The sequence below is a fragment of the Roseibium porphyridii genome (assembly GCF_026191725.2).
In the GTDB taxonomy this organism is placed as follows: Bacteria; Pseudomonadota; Alphaproteobacteria; order Rhizobiales; family Stappiaceae; genus Roseibium; species Roseibium porphyridii.
Genome location: NZ_CP120863.1, coordinates 4,875,793 through 4,898,644 on the forward strand (window position 1 = coordinate 4,875,793; position 22,852 = coordinate 4,898,644).

Genomic DNA, 22,852 nt, shown 5'->3' on the forward strand with positions numbered 1-22,852 from the left:
AAAGTCCACTCCTTCGCATGTCACGCAAACGCCCGCGCCACAAGGTCTTCGCCTGCGTTCATGACGACAGGCGATTATGTAGTGAAGTCGAAGGTCCAGATGGAGCCAACGTGCACAATATCCCAGATGTTGTCTGGATTATTTGGGTTCGGCCGAATAATTAAATTCGATTAACCAAACCTCATTGGCCGCTGATGTAGCTTCACGTTACGGAAACGTCAACTGGAAATTTCACAGGATAAAAACTAATTATAACTCCAGAAGGTCTCTTTATACCAATTGGTCAAATTTTTTCTCCTAACCAAACGAGAGACGACCTAGTGTTTCCCCACACCTGCTTCCCACGGCTAAAAGCTGCCGTAAAGGTTACTTGGCACTATTTACAGTAGGCGCAACTCATTTTCTCTTTTATTTACAATTAGATAAAGGCACCAACGCTGCAAATATAGTCCATAAATTTTTTTTATATCACAATAAATTACAGAAATACTAAGTGCAATTCTTTGAATTTAAAGCACTTATTCAACACGGAAACACTCGTGACTCGCCTGCTCACGTGACGAGCTGCTCCATCACGGGACCCATCTACACCATAACTATTTGTTTTTATTTACCTTTAAACTTATCCACACCCGAAAACGTCACGGAACAGTTATAATTGCGCAGTTGGGATGGTTAATTTAGTTTTACTTTTAACGGGGCTAATTTGATTTGTAATAACGTTCAGAGCGTTACCAGCAATCTCTTCGCGGTTTTCCTGCGGCAATCCCCAAAAACGATCAAGAGGTCGGACCGTGCTATGCGGTTGGATACCTTGTGGACAGGAGGGACATTAAGTCTCGAGTGAGGACGCGGCGGTTCTGGCTCAAGAATTAAAGAACTCCGAAAAATTCATTCAGAGTAGCCTGTGCTCTTCTGAAACCCATCGACCACAAGGACAGCACCGGGAAGGCCACTTCCCGGTGCTTTTTCATGAAATCGAGACGTCTGTGTGAAAACACAAATTCCCAGAACAGAAGTCTTAGGCGGCGTTTTGCCGATTTGACGTCCGCCTACGGCGCGAGCGCCGGGATTGTGCCCTGTTGTCGTTGTCGCCCGACGCGGATTGTTTGCGGTACGGCTTCTTGGTCGAAGGCTTGTTGCCTCGATTGCCTCCACCGCGCTTCACCTTGCTTGCTGCAGACATGGGTGGAACGTCTCCGCCGGCAACCGCGATATCGATGCCGATCAATTTCTCGATCTGCCTGAAAAGGCCGATTTCTTCCGGTGCGCACAACGCAACGGCTTCACCTTCCGCGCCTGCGCGGGCTGTCCGGCCAATCCGATGCACATAGGCTTCAGCAACCTCAGGCAACTCGAAGTTATAGACGTGGCTGACGCCAGGGATATCGATCCCTCTTGCAGCGACATCCGTTGCAACGAGAACATTGATGGCACCTGACTTGAGATCCCGAATGGCCCGTTCGCGCTGGTTCTGACTTTTGTTGCCATGGATGGACCCGGCAGCGATGCCGGACTGCGCCAGTTTTCGCATCAGTCGCTCTGCCCCGTGTTTGGTGCGGCAAAAGACCAAAGACATGCCATCCGGCTTGGCCTTCAACTGATCGACCAGGAAATCGCCCTTGGCCTTTCGATCCATGAAGTGGACTGACTGTGTGATCTTGTCGGCAGTCTTGCCGGCAGGCGCGACTTCAACCCGCTCCGGATCCTTGAGGTAGGACTGGGCAAGTTCATTGATCTGTTTCGGCATCGTGGCGGAAAACAGCAGTGTCTGGCGTTCATCGGCAACCAGGCCGGCAATCCGGCGAAGTGCATGAATGAAGCCGAGATCCAGCATCTGATCTGCTTCGTCAAGAACGAGATAGGACGCCGTACCAAGATCAACCGCCCCACGATCAACGAGATCGAGCAGACGTCCCGGTGTCGCCACAAGAATGTCCGTACCCTTGGAAAGGCGTTTGATCTGTCCATTGATGGACACACCACCAACAACAGAAGTGACCCGAAGTGGTGTCTTTTTCAGGAAAGAAATCAGGTTCTTTGCGATCTGATTGACAAGTTCACGTGTTGGCGCAAGCACCAGCGCACGCGTGCCGCGTGCGCGCGGATGAGTTCCATCGGCGACGAGCTGGTCGATCAGCGGAAGTCCGAAAGCGGCGGTCTTGCCGGTACCCGTCTGAGCAAGGCCCATGAGGTCCTTGCCCTCAAGAATGAGCGGGATTGCCTTTTGCTGGATCGGCGTTGGTGTCTCATAGCCATTTTCAGAAACGGCAGCAAGAAGGTCGCCGGAAAGTCCCAGGCTGTGAAAATCGGTCAAATTGAATTCCTTGACTGCAAGCGCAACGAAACACGCTTGCGGTACCGCACGGCACCTGCCTTGCGGTTTGTTATGAAGCGCGGCAGCCGGATTCAATACAATAAAGGCTCCATGCCGCCAGACCCTCGCGTGAATTGGGAACTGTTTGAGCCCCTCATTAGGCTCATGTTTGGGCAATCGGGAAGCGGCAGCCAGGAAACCGGTTGGCTTCCAGAAATCTTCGGCGCGCTGTCTGCTCACGCGGCAGCGATTGCTGGCTGCTATATCGTCTTAGCAGCTGCAAAAGTCAAGCCAGACAGCCTGAAATCCCTTTAATGTTCAAACCTGTCGTTAACGGATCAGGGAACGAGCCGGATCAGACGACCATCATCGCTGTCTGTCAAAACATAGATGTAACCATCCGGACCCTGACGCACATCTCGGATTCGCTCACCAAGATCCGTGAGCAACTGCTCTTCGCCAACAACTTCGTTGCCGCTCAGATCCAGTTTGGAAAGATGCTGGCCGCGCAATGCCCCTACCAGCAGGTCACCCTTCCAGTCAGGGTAGGTATCGCTTGTAACAAAAGCCATGCCTGAAGGTGCAATTGACGGATCCCAGTAATGAATGGGTTGCTCCAAACCGGGTTTGGAAGTGCCTTCGCCGATCTTGCCGCCCGAGTAATGACGTCCATAGGAAATGATCGGCCAGCCATAGTTTTTGCCAGCTTCCGGAATGTTGATTTCATCCCCTCCACGGGCTCCGTGCTCTACGGTCCAAAGAACACCCGTAGCCGGATTGATTGCAGCACTTTGCGGGTTACGATGACCAATTGACCAGATTTCCGGCTTGTAGCTGTCGTCGCCGACAAAGGGATTGTCAGGTGCCGGCGAGCCATCGGTTGTCAGGCGCAACACGGAGCCAGTGTGGTCCGAAGTCACCTGGGCCCTGTCGCCGTCCCCCCTGTCGCCGATCGTCATGAACAACGTGCCATCCGGAGCAAAGGCAATCCTGGAGCCGAAGTGCCGCCCCCCGTAAGCCTTGTTGTTGCCGGCAAAGACCGTCTCGCCTTTCAGCGCGTAGCCGCCGCTTTGAGTTTGCTCCAGCACGGCTTTGAACAAAGATGTTCCAGCCCCTTCCGGAGACCCTTGCGAGAAGGTCAGGTACACAGTGGCATCATTTTCAAAATCGGGACTGAGCACAACATCCAGAAGACCACCCTGGCCTTGAGCGAACACCTGCGGCACACCTTCGACGATCTGCTGATTGCCGGTGGCATCGACGTGCTTGAGGGCACCGTCGCGCTCGGTTACCAGAAAGCCACCGTCCGGCAGCATGGCAACGCTCCAGGGATAGGACAGTCCCTCTGCAACCGTCTCCAGATTGAATGAAGATTGAGCTGCCACTGGAAGCGTTGTGGCCCCCGTCAGGGAAAGGGACATCGCGGCAAGTACAGGCAGGCAAAACGTCCTGAATTTCATGAGGTGTTCCGTCCTTGAGCTGACCAACAAGTGACCACATAGGTAGGCACTTTGCCGCCAGTTGACAGCGTCAGCCATGCAAATAACGGAAAAGTCACCTCACGAGGTTACTGCGTCGCCGGCCAAACGCGCGGAGATTGTCCGCTTTTCGTAAGCGACATTCCAATCAATCAGGGTGCGCCAGATCAGCTCGGCCTGGTCGCTTTCCAGACCCAGCGCCGCTGCCCGCTCTTTGATTGCAGCAACCATGGTTTCAATACGTTCATGGTCGAATGCCTCTTCAGGCCTTTTCTTCAGTTCCGCCATACGGCGCACATATTCTTGCCTGCGGGCAAAAATCTGCAGGAGATCGTCATCGAGCTTGTCGATGGCTGTGCGGATGTCGGATTTGTCGACGCAATCTGCTGGGTGTTTCACTTGGTTGACGCTTTGGTGGACAGAACAGAAGCGAACCGGATGTACCGGCTCGCGTCAGCAAAGGGAATGCGCAAATTGAAGCAGCGATCAGCTTGTCCGGGTCTGTGCTTCCACGCTGGCCAGCGCTGACATGTTCACGACGCCCCGAGAGGTTACGGACGGCGTCAGAATATGAGCTGGTTGCGCAGTTCCCAGAAGGATCGGCCCGACGTGCAGAGCTTGTGTGGCCACCTTCAACAGATTGTGGGCAATGTTGGCGGAATCGAGGTTCGGAAACAGCAGGAGGTTCGCCTCACCCGTCAGTTTGCTGTTGGGCATGACGCGTTCACGCAAGGCGGTACTCAGAGCAGAATCGCCATGCATCTCACCGTCTGCTTCCAGCTCTGGATGACGTTCCCAGATGAGTTCAAGTGCTTCGCGCATCTTGCGCGAGGACGCTGTCTCGCGAGACCCAAAGTTGGACATCGACAGAAGAGCGATTTTGGGCTCGATACCGAACCGGCGGATTTCCTGGGCCGCCAGGATAGCCATTTCCGAGATTTCCTGCGCCGTCGGATCTTCGGTTACGAAGGTATCTGACAGAAACAGAGCGCCCTGGCTGTTGATCAACAAAGACATGGCCGAGAGATCGCGTGCCGTTTCACAAACACCAATGACCTGCTTGATATCCCTCAGGTGGCGTGTGTAACGCCCTTCCAGTCCACAGATGACGGCGTCCGCTTCGCCCCGCCGGACCGCCAATGCGGAAATGACGGTGGCGTTCGTGCGCACGACGGTTCTTGCTGCGTCAGGCGGCAGGCCGAGGCGGCCGACACACTCGAAATACTCGTCGACATATTCGCGATAGCGGGGATCATCCTGCGGGTTGACGTATTCAAAATCGACCTCAGGGCGGATTTTCAAACCGAACCGTTCACAACGTTGCTGAAGAACATCGGGCCGGCCAACCAAAATGGGCTTTGCGATCTTGTCCTCGATCAGAACCTGCGCGGCTCTTAACACCCGCTCGTCTTCCCCTTCCGCGTATATGATCCGTTGCGGATCCTTGGTGGCGTTGTGGATGATCGGTTTCATGATGAGACCTGACCGGAACACGAAGCGGTTCAGCCGGTCGTAGTAAGCATCAAAATCCTCGATCGGACGCGTTGCAACACCGGTGTCCATGGCAGCCTTGGCAACAGCTGGTGCAATGCGCAGGATCAGACGCTGGTCGAACGGTGAAGGTATAAGGTAGTTCGGGCCGAAGGTTTCGGTCTTGCCTCCATAAGCACGCGCAGCCACGTCTGAGGGCTCTTCCTGTGCAAGGCCCGCAATTGCCTCAACCGCAGCGCGTTTCATTTCTTCGTTGATCGTGGTTGCTCCAACATCGAGCGCGCCACGGAAGATATATGGAAAACACAGAACGTTGTTGACCTGGTTTGGATAGTCGGAGCGCCCAGTGCACATCACGACATCACTACGCACTTTCTGCGCCTCTTCAGGCATGATCTCCGGATTCGGGTTGGCGAGAGCAAGGATCAAGGGCCCCTTGCCCATTTTCTCAACCATATGCGGTTTCAGCACGCCGCCTGCGGACAATCCCAGAAAGACATCCGCATTCTCAATGACCTGGTCCAGAGAGCGCAAATCGGTATTTTGAGCAAAAGCAGACTTCCACTCATCCATGAGCGCTTCGCGTCCTTCATAGACGACGCCCTCAATATCAGTGACCCAGATGTTTTCACGCTTTGCGCCAAGGGAAATGAGCATGTTCAGGCAGGCGAGTGCGGCAGCGCCGGCCCCGGAGGCGACGATCTTGGCATCTTCGATTTTCTTGCCGGCCAGGTGCAGACCATTTCGAACGGCTGCGCCGGCGATGATCGCCGTGCCATGCTGATCGTCGTGAAAGACCGGGATGTTCATTTTCTCGCGCAACTTGGCTTCGATCATGAAGCATTCGGGCGCTTTGATGTCTTCCAGATTTATGCCGCCAAAAGTCGGCTCCAGAACCGAAACGGCATCAACGAACTTGTCGACATTGTTCTCCGCGACTTCGATGTCGAACACATCAATGCCCGCGAATTTCTTGAAGAGGACAGCCTTGCCTTCCATCACAGGCTTGGAGGCAAGCGGCCCGATGTTTCCAAGACCAAGAACTGCGGTTCCGTTCGAGATCACAGCGACAAGGTTGCCCCTGGACGTGTAGTTGGCAGCCTTTGCGGGATCCTCGGCAATTTCGAGGCAGGGGGCTGCAACACCCGGTGAATAGGCGAGCGCCAGGTCGCGCTGGTTGCCCAATGGCTTGGTGGCGTGGATTTCAAGTTTTCCAGGCCTTGGATGCTCATGAAAATACAGGGCGGCTTCTGTCAGATCGCTTTCGTTGGATTTGCTGTCGCTCATGACTGTCCCTGTCTCCCTGGCATATTTCATTCGGTAGTCTTTTTTCTGCAACTCGCGGCGGCATGGCCCCCAGCCAACTATTGCAGCGATTTGATGAATTGTCTCTGAGCTTTATCCGGCGCGATGCAAAATGAGAACCCGCAACAGTGCAAAGAGCACAATGCTGTTCAGGATATGCCACAGGAAATGCGTTCCAACGGCAAAATGGTTGCAGATTGGCTCATCCAACATGCGGAAAGCCAATGAAAGCGCGAAGACGATGCCCGTGATCAGAACCTGTGCACCAAGCCGAGCATTTTGCGCTCTAAACAATGCCCCTACGACGAAAATCGCAACGAGAGCCGGCACATATCCCGCCGACGAGCCTACCAGAGGTGCGATTGCTTGAGCGACAAACGGTGTTGCCAGGAAAAACCCGACGACAATCAGCAATGCGAGCCACCACGTGACGGTAAGGAACCGTTTCAGTGCAAAAAACAAATAAACGTGAATGAAGATGGCAATTGGCAAAACGTCTGCGAGGGCCGCCCAACGGGTGGCGAAGGTGTGAAACAGGAATGAGCCGACACCGATAACAAAAACAACGCCAATCAGGACTAATGCCGGCCAGTCCTGCGGTGTCTTTCGCCGCCACAGGAAAAATGCGGCAATTGCGGCAACCAGAAAAGCAGCGTTTGTGATGGCGTTGACCGGTTCGGACCAGAAATCGGGCCCAACCCGCTCACAATAGTTGTCGACATGTTCATGCAATGCCATCAGTGACGCACCAATCTGCTGCTTCTATTCAGATCTGCCTACAGCTTGGACGTGACAGTTTCAGCAATCAAGCGGGCCAACCGCGAAACACCTTCTTCAATTTTCCTTTCATCAGCGCAGGAAAAACTCAGCCGCATCGTATTTGCACCGCTGCCATCGGGATGGAACGCTCGCCCTGGAACGAAGGCGACTTTGGCTCTTTCAACCGAGCTCTGCAGCAATTCGGCAGCATCGCATCCAGCCGGCAACTCCACCCAGATAAACATACCCCCTTCGGGTCTGGTCCAACGGCACCCCTCCGGCATGTGCTTTTCAAGCGCTTCAAGCATGGCGTCGCGCCGTGCCCGATAGATCCGGTTTGTTCTGGCCGTGTGGGCGGCAAACTCGCGTTCAGCAACCCTCGCCATGGCATCCTGATTGAGAACGGGTGTGTTGAGGTCGCTTGCCTGCTTGATCAGAACCAGCCTGGAAATCACTTCCGAGGCTGCACAGATCCAGCCTAACCTCAGGCCCGGAGACAGGGATTTGGAAAAGCTGCCGCAATAGAGCGTTCGGCTATTCTCGATACCGCCGGTTTTTTGACAGTCCAGAGCAAGCATCGGCGGCACGGCGTCACCGTCATATCGCAGACTTTCATAAGGAGCGTCTTCGACAACCGCGCAGGACAAATTCTCAGCCAGAGCCAAAATGCGGTGCCGGTCTTCAAGACCGACAGTCAAGCCAGTCGGATTGGCGAAGTCAGGAGACAGATACGCGAACTTGACCCGCCCACCGGTTTCTTCCGCTTTTTTCGCATAGTCCGCTGCGGCACGGTTGGTTCCCGGGTCCAGCCGGTCAAATTGCAACTCATATGCGTTGAAGGCCTGAACCGCGCCGAGATAGGTCGGCCATTGGACAAGCGCGGTGTCCCCCGGGGACAAAAACAGCTTGCCGAGATAGTCCAATGCCTGTTGCGACCCGGAGGTGATGAGAATGTTTTCTGGCGCGCAATCAACACCAAGTTCGCGCATATGAGCGACAATCCACGTTCTCAGGCGCAAACTGCCTTCGCTCACTCCGTATTGAAGTGCCTTTGCCGCCTCCGGACCACCCAGGATCTCCTCATAGGCTTTCTGGAAACTCTCGGCGGGAAACAGCTCAGGGTCAGGAATACCGCCCGCAAACGAAATCACATCCGGACGGTCCAGCAACTTCAACAGTTCACGAATTTCCGACGCGCGCATTCGACTGGCGCGCTTGGCGTAAAGGCTTTCCCAGGTGGTCATGGCGGGCTCACTGGCTTTCAAAAGAGACAAATTAAGTCAATAATACTGACCTATATGTTTTGCAAGTGTCTCAATCTTGTTATTTTTTGTAATTTTATTACGCGGACATCAATACAGGTCACACAATCACAACCGAACTGGACCCTGAGGTCCTGAGTGCCTAAGTGTTGGGGCAAAGGAGTTATTCATGTCACGTCTCGATGAAAGCCGTCCGTTCATTCCGCTCAATATTGCCGTACTGACGGTGTCCGACACACGTTCACTGGATGAAGACAAGTCGGGCAAAACGCTTGCAGACCGGATCAAAAGCGCCGGCCATGCCCTGGCAGACCGCAAGATCGTCAAGGATGACGTTCCGGCCATTCAAGAGATCGCAAGAGCCTGGATCGCGGACAAGGGTGTTGACGTCATTGTCTCTACCGGTGGGACGGGCTTTACCGGTCGGGACGTGACACCTGAGGCCATGGAGCCGCTGTTTGAAAAGCGCATGGACGGTTTTTCCGAAGTGTTCCATCGCATTTCCTATGACAAGATTGGAACGTCGACCATCCAGTCCCGGGCAACAGGCGGTGTGGCCGGAGCGACCTACATATTCGTGCTCCCCGGATCAACAGGAGCCTGCAAGGACGCATGGGACGGAATTTTGAAGTGGCAGCTCGACTATCGACACATGCCGTGCAACTTCGTTGAGATCATGCCGCGGCTCGATGAACATTTGAAACGCGGCAAACTCCAGGAGGCTTGAGAATTGCCGTTTCTCATTCGGGTCGCAGTTCTGAACGATGAGCCGGCTGTTTCAGCATTGCTTCTCAAAAGTTACACAGCTCTGCTCAAGAGTGCTTACGATGCAGCAACTCTTGCCAAGGCTCTGCCGTTGATCACGCGTGCAAGACCTGAGCTACTGAGCTCCGGAAGTTATTATCTGGCGGAAACTGAAGACGGTCAGCTGGTCGGTGCCGGCGGCTGGACAAAGGCATCCCCGACAGGGCGTGGAGAGACGGAAAACAACGGCAACATCCGCCATTTCGGCACGGATCCTGAATTCACTGGTCAGGGAATTGGCCGCCTGTTGATGCAACGTTGCTTTAGCGACGCGAAGTCCCACGGTCTTTCTGAACTGAATTGCTATTCGACACTGAATGGCGAGCGTTTTTACCGCGCTTGCGGTTTTGAAAGTATCGAGCGAGTTCTCGTTTTTTTGCCTGGAGATGTCGAATTTCCTTCCATTCGCATGACCTGCCCCCTGTAACTTCAGCAGCAGCGGCCTAAATCAGCCGGAAAGGAGAATTGAATGGGCATGCTCGTCGATGGCATCTGGGATCCCGATGCAACAGGAGACAGCGTTGATGGCGTTCGCTTCGAAAGATCGAAAGCGCAGATCCGGAACTGGGTCACACCGGACGGCTCCGCGGGGCAAACGGGGAAAGCCGGGTTTGGTGCAGAAAGCGGCCGCTACCATCTCTACGTTGCCTGGAATTGCCCCTGGGCACATCGCACCTTGTTGATGCGTGCGGTGAAAGGGCTTCAGGATCACATCGGAATTTCCATCCTCGCTCCTAAACGCACAGAGGACGGCTGGGTGTTTGACCCGCAAAGCGGCTATTTTGATGCCCTCTCCGGCGCCGCAGCCCTGCACCAGATCTATGCGAAGGGCACCACTGACTATACAGGACGGGTCACGGTGCCCGTTCTATGGGACACCAGAACCGATACGCTGGTGAGCAACGAGTCGGCTGAAATCATTCGCATGCTCAACAGTGCCTTTCAGGACTTTGCAGAAAATCCGGTCGACTATTACCCGCGTGAGCTGCAGAGCGACATCGACGACTGGAATGCGTTCATTTATCCGAAACTCAACAATGGTGTTTATCGCGCAGGCTTTGCACGCTCGCAAACAGCTTACGATGAAGCGGTAACCGAGGTCTTCGAAGCGCTGGATCGGATCGAAAATGTGCTTGAGACTCGCTCCTGGTTAACGGGAGAAAGGATCACAGAGGCCGACATACGTCTCTTTCCGACGCTGGCACGGTTTGATGCCGCTTATTGGAGCGCCTTCAAATGCAATAAACGCAGATTGATCGACTACCCGCATCTGTGGGCCTATGCCCGCCGTTTCTTTGCCCTAAAAGGTGTCGCCGACACGGTCAAGCTCGACATTTACCGGAGAGGCTACCACTCCAAAAGCGAGCTGCGAAACCCGAACGGTATTGTTCCGCTTGGACCGATCGTCGACTTTTATGAGCCGCTTGAAGCAGCCTAGGCCTTAGGCTCATCAATCGCCGGATGGCAGCAGGCTTGACGAAGGCGAGGCAGAATTGGCGCGTTTAACCGCCATTTGGCGTTGGAGAAAGTCCGTCCTATTTTCAGCGCTCGTTTGCGGAGCTTCAATATCAGCGTCACCCCGGACATTGCGACTTGGCCGTTTGGTCGACCGGCGTCTGAAAGGCCAAAGAGACCCATACTGCTTTCCGGGCAATTGTCTGCAATACGCGTCAGGCCGATTGATAAGGCAGCAGGAGTATTTCTATTCCCCGATCTCCCAAGGGGCCGTTATCGCGAATTCACCTCGAAGAGTATCTAGGAAATCTTCAGCTCGCCGAGACAGCGGTCTGGCTGCCGGGCGAACCAGTTTTGCGTCTCGTCCATAGGTGCGGTGATCGTCCAGTACTGTCTCCAACGTCCCCTCCAGGATTGCATCGTTACAAACGAAACTGGGTTCCAGGCAAACACCCAGACCTGCTTTGGCCGCATCAACCAGGACGGTTCCATTGTTGGTGACAATGCGCGGTGATAGCCGCACATCCAGTTTTTGCCCGTTCGGGCGTGAAAACTGCCAGCGCGCGGGATCAGGTCCAACACGATACGCGAGCGCTGGAAACCCAGTCAGATCTTCTGGTGTGGTTGGGCGACCATACTGATCCCAAAAGGCCGGGCTGGCTGCGACGACGTAGCGGACGGAAAAAAGTGGTTCCGAAGTCAGCGCCGGATCATCCAAATGCCCGAGACGTATTGCGAAATCAAATCCCCCTTCGATCAAGTCGACGGGCCGATCACTCAATTCAATGTCGAAATGGATCTCGGGGTTTGACGCTGCGAACTGATTGGCAAGCGGTGCCAGATAGCGCACACCGAAGGCGGGTGGGCAAGCGACACGAATGAGGCCTTTGATTGGTCTGTCTTGACCGGAAATCGCGCTGTCTGCTTCGTTCAGATCAGATATCAGCCGCAGACAGTGAGCGTAGTATTCCCTTCCTCTTTCCGTGGCCTTTACGCCACGCGTCGAGCGGAGCGTAAGTCTGACACCAAGACGTGCTTCCATTTCGTCGACCCTGCGGCTGACTGCTGAAATCGCCACGCCCTGGCGTTCAGCTGCAGCTGAAAACGAACCTGTCTCGACGACGGCCACAAACGCTTCAATCTCGGCAAATCGATTCATTTGCTTTCCAAAAATTAGATATCAGATCTCAAATTAACACATCTACCGCAAATTATTAGGAATTGTATTGTCAGCCGATCCACGCTCTCGAATTTCCACTAGAGGAGCAAACTGTGCGACGGCGCTCTCAATCATTTCCGATTTTCACACTGGCTATCTTGTGGCTGGTCGGCTGGACACTGCGTGTGCCGGTTTTGGCCACGCCTCCTTTGGCAACCCGTATTGCGGAATCCTATGGATTGGAAGCTATGGGTATCGGAGCTTTGACCATGCTGCCTGTGGTCGCCATTGCCTTTGGCGCGATTCCCGCGACACTTCTGATCGGACGCTTCGGTTTGAAAGCTGCAATTATTTTTGGCGTCTTGCTGATGGCGGTGGCGTCCACCGCACGCGGATATGCGCCTTCGAGTCTGATGCTTTTTGCGGTTTCTGTTCTTATGGGATTTGGCGTTGCCTTATTCCAAACTGCTTTACCTGCGGCGACCAGAGTGTGGACGCCCGGTCACATTGCACTCGGCAATGCCGTATACCTGAACGGTATGATGGTTGGGGAAGTGTCTGGGGCTGGATTGACCTTGCCTTTGGTACTGCCACTGGCCGGAGAAGATTGGCGCATGGCATTGTTTTTGTGGTCTGTTCCCATCTTGCTTATTTCGTTGGCCGTGACATTCGTACGAACACCCAAAGATACCAATACTGCGCCCAAAGCCGGTGTGAAGGATCTGGCATCGACTGCATCGTTGCCAAACTGGAACGACACCCGCGTATGGCAATTTGGTTTGCTTCTTGCCGGATCGGTTGTCCTGTTCTTTGTCATCAACTCTTATTTTGGCGTGATACTGGATGCACGAGGTGAGCGCGAAGCACTTGCCTGGTTACTGTTGCTCTATAATGCAACACCCTTGATGGCTTCTTTCGTAGTGTTGGCAAGTCCAGGTTGGATTGGCAGGCGGAGGCCGATAGCGGCATCTGCCGGATTGGCCGTGATTGGACTTGCTCTATTTACCTTCCTCTCCGGATGGGCTTCTTGGTTGGGTGCTCTGCTCACTGGGTTCGCAGCATCGGTGGAACTCATCCTATTGGTATCGCTGCCAGCCGTCATTGCAAAAGGAAGAGCTGTCACGCAGCTGACTGCGGGAATGACTTTGATCGGCTACGGCATTGCATTTCCACTGCCTATGATAGGTGGCTGGTTCGCTGAACACCTTGGCTGGCTGGAAATCTCTCTGATCCCGTCCTTGGTGTTCGGGGTTGCCGTTCTGATCCTGGCAGGAGAGCGCCGGTTTCCCACCTACATCTGGGCACGATAAGTGACGCTAGCGGTCTAAAGTGGTCGATGACCAAGCGACGACCAAGGTTGCCATTGTCCGCAGTTCGGCCGTTTGACACAATCGCGACGAGCGCCTGACCTCGGCAGGTAAGAGTGAAGCAGTTAGGGTCCTGTGCTGGCTGCAGTACAATCTGACACCCCAACAACAACGAATGGCAAGCGCAGTGCGAAACGGACCTTCAGCCTTACTGCGGAAAACGACTTTTCCCCCAGACGGGCACATGGTCTAACCCTGCGCGTGACCTCTTCTATGCCAAGCTGTAGATGTCCACAGGCTCGCTGATACCCCGCACATCGACCTGGCCGACTTTCAAGAGACCGCTCTCATTGGCCCCTTCAACTGTCGTCCCAGACACCAGGATCAACGTTCCCTGCTCCTTGTTCAATGCTTCTAGGCGCGAGGCGAGATTGACCGCCTCACCATAGACGGTATAGGCAGCCCGACCCCCACCACCGACATTTCCAGCAATCACGGGGCCAGTGCTTACACCCACCCGAATCTCCAACCTCTCGCCTGCAAACGTGGTAGATTGTACCAGCTTCAATAGATCGACAGCGGCATCGATCCCATGTTGTCTGTGCTCCGGATCTTCTGCGGGCACGTTGAAGGTAGCAAGCACAGCATCGCCGATAAACTGGGTCACGACCCCGTTGTGCGTGCCGATCACTTCAGAGGCGGCTTCGAAGTAGGCGTTGAAAGTATCAACAATAGCCTGCGCTCCTTTGGTCTCGGTCAGCGCCGTGAACCCCGCCACGTCCGCAATGAGAACCGTTGCTTCCCTTTCCACCGGGGCCAGTGATCCTTCATGCTGGATCATGGAATCGGCAACCGCTTTGGGGACAAAACGGCCGAACAATTGCGAAATCGACGCAACGCCCCGTTCCGCCTCCAATTGGCGAAGAACAACACCACGTGCCCGTCGCATGACGATGGCAATGAGCGTTGCCACGACGAAAAAGATCGTAGCCTCTTGCAACCGCGTGCCCGAGGCCGCGAAATCTACGTCCAGAAAGACGGCGAGAAATTCTTCCGGCGTTGGATCCATCGGGATATCACCCCATTCCAAAATCCGCTCCATTCCCGAGCGAATGTACAGAAATGCCGCCATCCATCCGACCGCGCCCGCCACCCCCGACCAGAAAACAAGGCCCGGTGAAAAACTGAACGCGGCAACGGCCAGTATGAGAAAATAGAAGTGGAACACTTGAAACCGGAAGATCATTACCTGCGGAACCTGACTTACAGGTTCGGCGGGCAGGAAGGCCACTGCTGCACTCAGCAAGAAAATATCGATGGTGACAAAGACGTATTTCACCCAGGGCCGGTCAATGGACGATCCGATAATGCGGAAATGAAGCAGCCCGAGCGCTACGAATACCAAACCGCCAAGGATAAAGTCCGGCGCCCGTTCGGCACCGCGGGTGAGCGCCATAAAGGTCGCAACGAACACGACCGTAATGATCCTGCCCTTGATGGCCAGCTTCAATCCCGCCTGCTCGGCAGCGTAGAACATCTGGTCGGATTCTGTCTCTTTGGTGTCGCTGTTCATGACCCGGAGCATGACCGTCATAAACCAAATTTCAAACTACAAAGTGACTGAGCAATTTCAACGTGTTTCACCTATTGCGTGTTGGCTTCGCCCACAAAAAGCACTCTGATTGCTATTGTGTGATACGTCCGCTTCCTGCTCGAATTTCAAATTCAGCGCACCGAACCCAAGACCCTCCCTAGGCCCTAACCAGAAGTTCACCGTACCAAAAACAATACAGCTGCTTTGAACTGTCGTATCGGGCGGGTGTCGGTATTCCCTTTGCTTCTGAAAGCCGTCATTCATCGCAGTCGGATTGAATTCACAAGTTTGGCGTGGACTAGCCGTTCATTGTGGATCGGATCCACTAAACCTCTTCAGGAGTGCATTTTTCAAAGGCAGGGCGTTCCTGACAATACGTAGATGACATATATTGGTCTGGAAGAATGAGTGACCAAACAGAGACCGGAGACTGAAGTGTCACCAAGCAAGGGCCGCGTTGAAAGACTGATTGATGCGATAGGCGCAGAGTTCCAGTCTCATCTTATCGACTTGTGGAACACCTCCACGGTGTTTGATATTCAGGATGGCGGCGTTCAAAAGATGATCTCACGCGAAGCGCCATTTGGCGTCATTGGGATCAAGATCCTGATGCGCAATCCGGGAGAGGTAAATCGTCTTTTTGAGCATCAATGGAATTTCAGCATCGGGATCACCGGATGTGAATTCACGCTTTTGGATGTCGATTACCAGAACGACGTTTGGATCGGTGATGTGAATTCCGCCGAATTCGCAGGGCATGAACACATTGCCTACAAATCAGTTGAACACATGATTGCCTTTCAGGGCGATGATTACGGCGTCGGAAAAGTCTTCGTCGAAAAAATTGGGGCTCTCTGCCCCAGCCTGCTTGAAAAGCCACCCTTGTTCTTTCGACTGCCGCGCAGGGCGCCACCCGCCTACAGATTCACGGCAGCACCCAAGGCCGTTCGAGAGGAAGTCGGCCTTTCACCTGATGACGGCATGGTCCTGATTGAGGCGATGATCAAGGAACACGGGATTGAACCCTATACGATCCTTCTGTCCGGCCATTCTGATGAAAACTTCTGGCTGGTTGACCTCCCTGAAGCGCTTGTCGACCGTTACCAGCATGGCCTGATTGATCCGAGCCTTGGTGAACACCATTCAAATCTCGAGGTTGGGGTTTCCATTACGGCAGAGGCTCTGAGGAACAAGGTCCGGCAGAAGCCTAACAGCGCAGTGCGTGACAATGGCGTCTTTTTCTCCATGTCCGGAAGCGGTTCTGCGTCAGGTTACTTGAACGGATTGAATTGATTTTGAGTTGTCTCGGGACATTTTTCGCTGCGAGAAGGCACGCAATTGCCGACTACGTCCACACCAACTCAAAACCGACCTTCGCTGCGTGTGTACTGAACGGCAAAAATGCACCGCCAATCCAGGCTTAAGCCGATCAATGTTTCAACCAAAAATGTGGCTATGACTTCCCGTTAGAACGAATGACCAAGCTGCGGACAAAGTGAGCTTTCGCTGCGGCTACGCTGATGGCTGCTCAGGTGAACGCACCCGGCAAGGATGTGCTCTCCCGTTGTCATTTCAGCGCTTATCTCAGCGCCAGAATGGCGAGACCGACAAAGATCAACGAGATTCCGATCAGTGTTTGTAGAGAAAAGGTCTCTCTGCCAACCATGATGTTCAAGGCTGCGACCAAAACGAGGCTAGAATAGTTGATCGCTGTGACGATTTCGTCTGAGGCTTTATCGTGGGCCAATTTCAGAGCGGTATAGAAGGATAAGATCGAGCCTGCGCTTAACACACCAAGCGCGATCAGCCCCCATAGGTTTGCGCCAATGCTTTCGATCACATTCCTTGGCCCATAAACTGAGGCAAGGATTACCGCGCTGATGCCTATGATCCCCAACCCACGAAAGAGAGTGGCGATTGGTGTTGGTGTATTCCTAAGGACAATTGAACTGACGACAATCAAAGCCGCGCCCAAAATAGCTGAAAGAACCGCCCAGCCCAGCCACACTTTGATCACGCCGCTTGACCGACTTGGTGCACTTCAACCGTCGTGTGGGACACGTGGTCGATGTGATCCAGCATCGCCTTGTATTCAGCGACCGTCTTCGGTGTTTCAGATGCAATTGAAGCAATAACCGAGTAGTGACCCGGACCGATTTGCCAGATGTGTAGGTCGGTGATCCTGTCGCTGCCGTTCTCCACGGCCTTGCGAACTTTAGTCTCGATGTGCCCGCCTTCTGGTACTCGATCCAGTAGCACGCCGCCGGAATCTTTGATCAACCCCCAAGACCAGCGCGAAATCACGATCGCTCCAACAATGCCCATAACAGGGTCCGCCCAGAACCAGCCATAGGCGCGACCTAGCAGAAGAGCGACAATCGCAAGCACCGACGTGAGAGCATCTGCCAAGACGTGCAGATAGGCGGCTCTCAGATTATTGTCTTGCCCATGCCCATGGTGGTGCTCGTGATGATGTTCGTGGTGGTGATGGCCGTGACCATGATGATGGTGGTGATGATGATCATCCCTCAGAAGCCACGCGCTTAGAAGGTTCACGATTAGACCGATCACAGCCACCATAATCGCTTGATTGAAACTGATCGGGACAGGCTCGACGAGCCTTTGGAAGCTCTCCCAACCGATCAGCAGCGCGATAAGCGCCAAGATCACTGCACTGGCGAACCCAGCAAGGTCTCCGACTTTGCCAGTGCCGAAGGTGAAAGCACGATTGTTGGCGTTCTTCCGTGCGTAGCGGTAGGCTAGCACAGCGATGAGCATGGCAGCAGCATGTGTGGACATGTGCCAGCCGTCGGCAATCAAAGCCATCGAACCGAACCAATGGCCCGCCGTGATCTCCACGACCATCATCGTGGTGGTTAGAGCGATGACGAACCAAACCCGACGCTCGTTGCGCTTTTGATTGGCACCAAGAAAGACGTGGTCATGTTCAAACATTGCGGTCGCTTGTTGGCCCATTTCTCCGCCTTCCCGCGCAGTTTCACTCCTCATTTGAGGTACGACTTCAAAATCTGGATCATCTCTTCCGCGCCTTGTTCGCGGGAGGCATCGTCAGCGGCCCCAACAACATGACTGCGGAGATGTTCTTCGAAGACTTCGTTGGTCAGACCGGTCATGGCTCCACGAATGGAAGCAATCTGGCGGAGCACTTCGGCGCAATCGGCATCCGCCTCTAGCGCGCGCTCAACCCCTTCGACTTGGCCTTTGATGCGCCGAAGACGTGCGATGAGCTTTGAATTGTCGCGGCTGAGATGACTCATAGCCTCGCTCCACAGATATAGTATAGGGGGGTATACTAATTATTTGCAGAAAAGCAAGCGAGTCGGTTGAGGGTTGAGAACTGCCAATGTCGAGAAGCCGCCTTTCGTTGATAGTGCAGCATGCGGTAAGTTGGGATCAAACTGGCTGTTTGCTGCAAATGACTCAAACGTCCGCTTCAACGGTGATGCCATCTATCTCGGCCTTCATCGTGATAGGATCCTCGATCAGCGGTTTTTCATCCGGTCGAGACAACACACCAAAGCTTCCAGGACATCTTCGTGGTACAGGTCTTCCACGACGTCCTCGACGCAACGCTTGTGCGTTAGGATGCCCCGGGTGCAGTCTCTCGAAAGAGAACTTCAACATTGTGCCCATCCGGATCAAACACAAACGCGGCGTAGTAGCCAGGTGCGTAGTGGTCCCGATACCCTGGCTTACCGTTACAGACGCCACCCCCGGCAATTGCGCCATCATAGGCTTTCTGAACAGCCTCTTTGTCTGGCGCTCTGAAACAAATATGAATTTTGGGTTGAGTCGGCGCGCCCTTGGTAATCAAAAACTGAACGATACCTTCATTTTCTACACCAAGTTCACCGAGTTCCTCGTCCAAGAAGGCTACGTGCGCACCAATTGCTTCGAAAATTGGAACATAAAACCGATGAGCCGCTGAGAAATCGCCTACAGAATACTCGACATGATCAAACATACGGTGCTCCAAAAGGTCGGCCCCAAAACCAAAGCTAGGCACAAGCGCTTTGGCGGTCAACATTGGCTCACTCCGGCCTTGCCCAACAGCCGCAGGTGAAAACCAAAGATTACCTGCGCTTGGAGAGCGAAACTGCGGAGAAACTTCCGTTGACAAAACAAACTGAAGAAAGTGCATTTTGAGGAATGCCGAATGAAATTGAACATGTTGGCAGCACATCGGTTGATGGCTTGCCCGCAAAGCCAGTCCTTGACATAGCGCTGCTCATAGTGCGGCCAGAACTGCTATCTTTTCTAGAAAACGCTTTGTGTTCGATTGGCTATTTATACAGGGGAAACAAGGCTGATGAGGGCGGCCATCTGTTTGTCTTCGAAACATCACCCGACGTGCGTTGCATCCATCACTACGCAATGATTGACGGCGACCCGCAATGGAATGCGTATCTGAGTTTCCGTGACGCTATGAGGGCGAATACTCAACTCTGAGAGCAGTATAGTCGTTTAAAGAACCGCCTTGCAGCAGCGCATTCAAATGACCGCGGCAGTTACACTGCCACCAAAGCGAGCTTCATTCAGGAAGTCCTTTCCATGCAGGAAAGTGACCGGTTGAAGAGTTAATCTGGACAAAAAACTGACTCTCGCTGAGAATAGCGCCGACGGCAGAAATGCGCCCCAAATCGGACATACGCCGCGTTGAAGCCTGTGCCTGAAAGCAGATGTTCGTTCGAGACGCACCATGTTTACGAGTTGGGTAGGAGGCGGCCATTCGATCAGTCAGATCGAATGGTAATTTTGCTTGACGCCTCCGCCGACCAGAGAAGCTTTTCCCGTTGGCCCCGCGACAAGTCTTTTCCCCCACAGGACTAGGCCGACCTCGGGAAGGCTATTGTCCGGCGTTAAGTTTATCGGAGAGCATAAGCGTTTGAGTAACGGGGCTCTGGTTTGACAACTGTTTCAGTTCAACCGGCTGACAGCGTCCGCCATCACACGCAGGCCGGTTATCAAGTCGGCCTCGTGTGTGTCCTCGGCAAAATCGTGGCTGATACCCTCGATCGACGGAACAAATAGCATCGCTGACGGCATCAACCGCGCCATGTTTGAAGCGTCGTGCAAGGCGCCGGACGGCATCTCGCGCCATTTTCCTGGGGCCTGCGCCTCAGCTGCGGCGCTCAAGGCCGCGCGCAAGTTGGCGTCCATTGGCACCGGCTGCAGCGCCTTGATCGGCACAATTTCAACCTGCATTCCGTGGTCCACGGCAATCTCGGCAACAAGATCGCGAACAAGAGCTTCGATCCGGGCCAGCCGATCGTCATCGACATCGCGCCACTGCACGTCGAACACCACTTCACCGGGCACAATGGAGGGTGCATTGGGCCGCAGCTGTATCCTACCAATCGTCCAGACTGTGCGCGGTGTTACAGTGTTTCGAAGGCGGTCGTTTAGTGCGGCGTTGAATGCCGACAGCGCTTGAAACGCATCTCTTCGCTGGTGCATCAGCGTGGTGCCGGCGTGGTTTTGCTGACCTGTCAGGGTGACCTGCAGTTGCCGGGATCCGACAATGCCGGTGACAACGCCAATCGCCTCGCCTGCGTCGTGCAGTGTGCTGCCCTGTTCGATATGGAGTTCGATGAAACCCGTGAACTGATTATGTGGAACGAACGCCTCTGCAACATCTGCCATTGAAGACCGCGCATCGCGGAAAGAGACGCCGTTCATGTCTGTGAATTCGTCGGCCTCTGCAAGTTGGGTCTTACCTGAATAAATGCTGGATCCGGTCAGCGCGCCAAACCGCCCTTCTTCATCCTGGAAGTTCACGACTGACACTGGCGGACCACCTGCCTCCTTCGCAGCACGTGCGATCTCCAATGCGACAATGACACCCAATGCCCCATCCAGCCAGCCCCCTTCGGGTTGGGTATCGGTGTGAGACCCCAAAAGCATGGAGGGAGCATCGGTCAGGCCGAAGACGTTGCCTGCAGGATCCACATGCGGCGCCAGGCCAGCCGCCTCCAACTGGTTAATCAGCCACTTTCGGGCAGCCACGTCTGGTTCAGAAAACGCCGGACGCACCACTCCCTTGCCCACCCCACTCGCACCGAAGGAGCGGAGCGTGTGAAGATCTCTCATAAACCTGTCTGGCAGAACGTTCATCTTGACCTTCCCAAACTGAAAACTCTCTGAATTTGCCCGACATTCCGCAATTGGAAAGTGCTCTCTTGAGGCTGCAGCCGATTTGCTCAGCTTTCAAGCTAAGTGATCCAAAAGCGAGCCAAACGGCCATGGCACCCACAGCTTTGCAGTCCCTCATGCGCTCTTCCCAGAACATTCCGGTTGCGCTGACATTTAGCTTCTGAAACGCGCGCCCCTAGTCGGTCATTCAACAATTTGGATTCGTGTTCTGAATGCTGACATTTGTTCCAGACGCAGCAAATTCGCTGAATAGACGGGAATAGGGCAATCGCCGCATTCGTCAAAAACGGATCAAATTCGACATGTTTTACATGGACTATTCACAAGCGGTCGAAGTTCCGATTGAATTGCGAAGCCGTATTCTCGATTACCGGCCGCCGGAACAGCGGCTGACTGGAGCCTTCATGCGCCTGCTTGCCTTCGCCCTTGCCGTTGTTCTTCTTTGTGTGCCAGCGTTGGCCAGCATCAAGGAAAAGGTCGCCGGCGTTGCACCGTCGGGTGTCGTGCTGGTGCTGGATGGCGAGGGCAATGAACTGGTGGCACAAAACGCGGGGAAGTCCTTCGTCCCTGCGTCCGTCGCCAAAGTCGTCACCGCATGGCTGGCAATGGAGGTTCTGGGGAGTGGCCACCGGTTCCAGACCCGGTTTTACCTGGATAGCGACAGGGTGCTTTATGTGCGCGGCGGCGGTGATCCCTTCCTTGTCTCCGAGGAGCTTGCGTTGCTCGCGCCCGAACTTGTCGCCGCAACCGGCAAGGAGCCGTTCGCAGGCATGGTTCTTGACGCAAGTTATTTCCCTCAAGAGCTGCGCATCCCCGGCATCGAGGACACCGGCAGGGCGTATGACGCCCTCAACTCGGCACTTGCGGTTAACTTCAACACGATCCATGCCGTTAAAACGGGAAAATCCGTCCGCTCCGCAGAAAAGCAAACCCCGATCACGCCCCTGGCGGTGAGCCAGTTTCGTAAACGCGGCCCAAAGGGACGCGGCCGTATCAGCCTTGCCCAGGAAGACCCTTCCGTCGGCGTGCGTTACGCCGGCGAGCTTCTCGCCGTCTTTATCGGAAAGGCCGGCGGCAACGTTGAAGGCGAGATATCGTTCGGATCGATCCCCGAAGGACTTGAGCCCGTGCATGTGCATCGCCAGTCCCGCTCCCTGCCGGAGATCTTGACCCAGATGCTGCTGGGGTCGAACAACTATGTCGCCAACCAGATCTTTCTTGAGGTTGGCGCACACCGTCTCGGCGGACCGGTCAGCCTTGCAAAGTCGCAACAAGTCGCGGAGGAGATCCTTGCCGAGCATGGCATCACCGAAGGCATCGTCCTCAAGGAGGGCTCGGGCATCAGTACACAGAACCGCTTCTCTACCCAGGGCCTCGCCAGGGTGCTGGCCGAGTTTGCGCCGCACGCCGAGCTGCTCCCCAGGACCAAGGCCGGCTCGCGCTACAAGACAGGCACGATCCCCGGTGTCAAAGCCTTGGCAGGATACGTGAACACCACCAAACACGGCATGGTGCCCTTCGTGATCTCGCTCGGCGGCAAGACGGGAAAGGCCCGGTTCCGCCTGCTCAGGGCCCTTGAGCTCGGTCTCTAGGGTCTTTCGGAACAGCGCTTTGCCAATGCATGCCCACCTGAAAACCAAATCGCGTCGTACACGGCGCGTTGATGGTATCCGGTTTTGTGTCCTCGGCCCGGGTCTGTTGAAAAGGCACCGCCAGGCAAATCTTGGCAACGCGGTCCCCTCAAGGC

At 54.6% G+C, this 22,852-nt stretch carries 19 protein-coding genes and 1 pseudogene; 7 read left to right on the plus strand and 13 right to left on the minus strand.

Annotated elements, in window-relative coordinates; all coding sequences use genetic code 11:
* Positions 1-1,021: 1,021 nt before the first annotated feature.
* The 6 genes from K1718_RS22390 to K1718_RS22415 all read right to left on the minus strand — a co-directional run bounded on the left by K1718_RS22390 (position 1,022) and on the right by K1718_RS22415 (position 8,594).
* Positions 1,022-2,317, minus strand: a complete 1,296-nt coding sequence (locus K1718_RS22390) for a DEAD/DEAH box helicase (protein WP_265680794.1) — start codon at positions 2,315-2,317, stop codon at positions 1,022-1,024.
* 338 nt (positions 2,318-2,655) lie between these two features.
* On the minus strand, positions 2,656-3,777 hold the full coding sequence (locus K1718_RS22395) for a PQQ-dependent sugar dehydrogenase (RefSeq protein WP_265680792.1): 1,122 nt from the start codon (positions 3,775-3,777) through the stop codon (positions 2,656-2,658).
* A gap of 99 nt (positions 3,778-3,876) precedes the next feature.
* Entirely contained in the window at positions 3,877-4,194 is a 318-nt protein-coding gene (locus K1718_RS22400; protein WP_152503054.1) for a chorismate mutase, read from the minus strand.
* Between the two features lie 87 nt (positions 4,195-4,281).
* Positions 4,282-6,573: an NADP-dependent malic enzyme gene (locus K1718_RS22405; RefSeq protein ID WP_265680791.1), complete on the minus strand. Its 2,292-nt coding sequence runs from the start codon at positions 6,571-6,573 to the stop codon at positions 4,282-4,284.
* 111 nt (positions 6,574-6,684) lie between these two features.
* Positions 6,685-7,329, minus strand: coding sequence for a ceramidase domain-containing protein (locus tag K1718_RS22410; protein ID WP_265680790.1), 645 nt, complete (start codon positions 7,327-7,329; stop codon positions 6,685-6,687).
* A 38-nt stretch (positions 7,330-7,367) separates the two neighbouring features.
* Entirely contained in the window at positions 7,368-8,594 is a 1,227-nt protein-coding gene (locus K1718_RS22415) for an aminotransferase-like domain-containing protein (protein ID WP_265680789.1), read from the minus strand.
* 187 nt (positions 8,595-8,781) lie between these two features.
* Here K1718_RS22415 and moaB point away from each other — a divergent pair, with 187 nt between their 5' ends.
* The 3 genes from moaB to K1718_RS22430 are packed head-to-tail and all read left to right on the plus strand — an operon-like array spanning position 8,782 to position 10,854.
* Entirely contained in the window at positions 8,782-9,339 is a 558-nt protein-coding gene (gene moaB / locus K1718_RS22420) for a molybdenum cofactor biosynthesis protein B (RefSeq protein ID WP_265680788.1), read from the plus strand.
* A 3-nt stretch (positions 9,340-9,342) separates the two neighbouring features.
* Positions 9,343-9,843: a GNAT family N-acetyltransferase gene (locus K1718_RS22425; RefSeq protein ID WP_265680787.1), complete on the plus strand. Its 501-nt coding sequence runs from the start codon at positions 9,343-9,345 to the stop codon at positions 9,841-9,843.
* 42 nt (positions 9,844-9,885) lie between these two features.
* Complete coding sequence (locus K1718_RS22430; RefSeq protein WP_265680786.1) at positions 9,886-10,854, plus strand: glutathione S-transferase family protein; 969 nt, start codon at positions 9,886-9,888, stop codon at positions 10,852-10,854.
* 264 nt (positions 10,855-11,118) lie between these two features.
* On the opposite strand, the gene K1718_RS22435 is transcribed toward K1718_RS22430, so the two are convergent.
* On the minus strand, positions 11,119-12,030 hold the full coding sequence (locus tag K1718_RS22435) for a LysR family transcriptional regulator (RefSeq protein WP_265680785.1): 912 nt from the start codon (positions 12,028-12,030) through the stop codon (positions 11,119-11,121).
* Between the two features lie 113 nt (positions 12,031-12,143).
* On the opposite strand from K1718_RS22435, the gene K1718_RS22440 reads away from it, so the two are divergent.
* Positions 12,144-13,340: an MFS transporter gene (locus tag K1718_RS22440; protein ID WP_265680784.1), complete on the plus strand. Its 1,197-nt coding sequence runs from the start codon at positions 12,144-12,146 to the stop codon at positions 13,338-13,340.
* A gap of 268 nt (positions 13,341-13,608) precedes the next feature.
* On the opposite strand, the gene K1718_RS22445 is transcribed toward K1718_RS22440, so the two are convergent.
* On the minus strand, positions 13,609-14,931 hold the full coding sequence (locus K1718_RS22445) for an adenylate/guanylate cyclase domain-containing protein (RefSeq protein WP_265680783.1): 1,323 nt from the start codon (positions 14,929-14,931) through the stop codon (positions 13,609-13,611).
* A 408-nt stretch (positions 14,932-15,339) separates the two neighbouring features.
* Here K1718_RS22445 and K1718_RS22450 point away from each other — a divergent pair, with 408 nt between their 5' ends.
* Positions 15,340-16,224, plus strand: coding sequence for a hypothetical protein (locus K1718_RS22450; protein WP_265680782.1), 885 nt, complete (start codon positions 15,340-15,342; stop codon positions 16,222-16,224).
* Positions 16,225-16,510: 286 nt separating this feature from the next.
* On the opposite strand, the gene K1718_RS22455 is transcribed toward K1718_RS22450, so the two are convergent.
* The 4 genes from K1718_RS22455 to K1718_RS22470 form a co-directional block, all read right to left on the minus strand.
* On the minus strand, positions 16,511-16,948 hold the full coding sequence (locus K1718_RS22455; RefSeq protein ID WP_265680781.1) for an EamA family transporter: 438 nt from the start codon (positions 16,946-16,948) through the stop codon (positions 16,511-16,513).
* Positions 16,945-17,907 carry a CDF family Co(II)/Ni(II) efflux transporter DmeF gene (dmeF, locus tag K1718_RS22460; RefSeq protein ID WP_285806039.1) on the minus strand — a complete coding sequence of 321 codons (963 nt, stop codon included), beginning with the start codon at positions 17,905-17,907 and terminating at the stop codon, positions 16,945-16,947. The genes K1718_RS22455 and dmeF overlap by 4 nt, the downstream gene beginning before the upstream one ends.
* Before the next feature lie 29 nt (positions 17,908-17,936).
* On the minus strand, positions 17,937-18,209 hold the full coding sequence (locus K1718_RS22465; protein WP_265680779.1) for a metal/formaldehyde-sensitive transcriptional repressor: 273 nt from the start codon (positions 18,207-18,209) through the stop codon (positions 17,937-17,939).
* Positions 18,210-18,532: 323 nt separating this feature from the next.
* Positions 18,533-18,979 (minus strand): VOC family protein, encoded by a 447-nt coding sequence (locus K1718_RS22470; RefSeq protein WP_152503068.1) that lies wholly within the window; start codon positions 18,977-18,979, stop codon positions 18,533-18,535.
* A gap of 122 nt (positions 18,980-19,101) precedes the next feature.
* Between K1718_RS22470 and K1718_RS27575 the strand changes: the two are divergent.
* Positions 19,102-19,533, plus strand: a pseudogene (locus K1718_RS27575) (GrpB family protein).
* 336 nt (positions 19,534-19,869) lie between these two features.
* Here the strand turns inward: K1718_RS27575 and K1718_RS22475 are convergent.
* On the minus strand, positions 19,870-21,066 hold the full coding sequence (locus tag K1718_RS22475; RefSeq protein WP_265680777.1) for a hydantoinase/carbamoylase family amidase: 1,197 nt from the start codon (positions 21,064-21,066) through the stop codon (positions 19,870-19,872).
* A 341-nt stretch (positions 21,067-21,407) separates the two neighbouring features.
* Here K1718_RS22475 and K1718_RS22480 point away from each other — a divergent pair, with 341 nt between their 5' ends.
* Positions 21,408-22,697 carry a D-alanyl-D-alanine carboxypeptidase/D-alanyl-D-alanine-endopeptidase gene (locus K1718_RS22480; protein WP_265680775.1) on the plus strand — a complete coding sequence of 430 codons (1,290 nt, stop codon included), beginning with the start codon at positions 21,408-21,410 and terminating at the stop codon, positions 22,695-22,697.
* Positions 22,698-22,852 lie beyond the last annotated feature (155 nt).

Coding starts and splice junctions, on each gene's coding strand:
- K1718_RS22480 (WP_265680775.1), top strand. CDS start 21,408: ATGTTTTACATGGACTATTCACAAGCGGTCGAAGTTCCGATTGAATTG.
- K1718_RS22445 (WP_265680783.1), bottom strand. CDS start 14,931: ATGACGGTCATGCTCCGGGTCATGAACAGCGACACCAAAGAGACAGAA.
- K1718_RS22405 (WP_265680791.1), bottom strand. CDS start 6,573: ATGAGCGACAGCAAATCCAACGAAAGCGATCTGACAGAAGCCGCCCTG.
- K1718_RS22470 (WP_152503068.1), bottom strand. CDS start 18,979: ATGTTGACCGCCAAAGCGCTTGTGCCTAGCTTTGGTTTTGGGGCCGAC.
- K1718_RS22395 (WP_265680792.1), bottom strand. CDS start 3,777: ATGAAATTCAGGACGTTTTGCCTGCCTGTACTTGCCGCGATGTCCCTT.
- dmeF (WP_285806039.1), bottom strand. CDS start 17,907: ATGGGCCAACAAGCGACCGCAATGTTTGAACATGACCACGTCTTTCTT.
- K1718_RS22415 (WP_265680789.1), bottom strand. CDS start 8,594: ATGACCACCTGGGAAAGCCTTTACGCCAAGCGCGCCAGTCGAATGCGC.
- moaB (WP_265680788.1), top strand. CDS start 8,782: ATGTCACGTCTCGATGAAAGCCGTCCGTTCATTCCGCTCAATATTGCC.
- K1718_RS22430 (WP_265680786.1), top strand. CDS start 9,886: ATGGGCATGCTCGTCGATGGCATCTGGGATCCCGATGCAACAGGAGAC.
- K1718_RS22475 (WP_265680777.1), bottom strand. CDS start 21,066: ATGAACGTTCTGCCAGACAGGTTTATGAGAGATCTTCACACGCTCCGC.
- K1718_RS22465 (WP_265680779.1), bottom strand. CDS start 18,209: ATGAGTCATCTCAGCCGCGACAATTCAAAGCTCATCGCACGTCTTCGG.
- K1718_RS22435 (WP_265680785.1), bottom strand. CDS start 12,030: ATGAATCGATTTGCCGAGATTGAAGCGTTTGTGGCCGTCGTCGAGACA.
- K1718_RS22410 (WP_265680790.1), bottom strand. CDS start 7,329: ATGGCATTGCATGAACATGTCGACAACTATTGTGAGCGGGTTGGGCCC.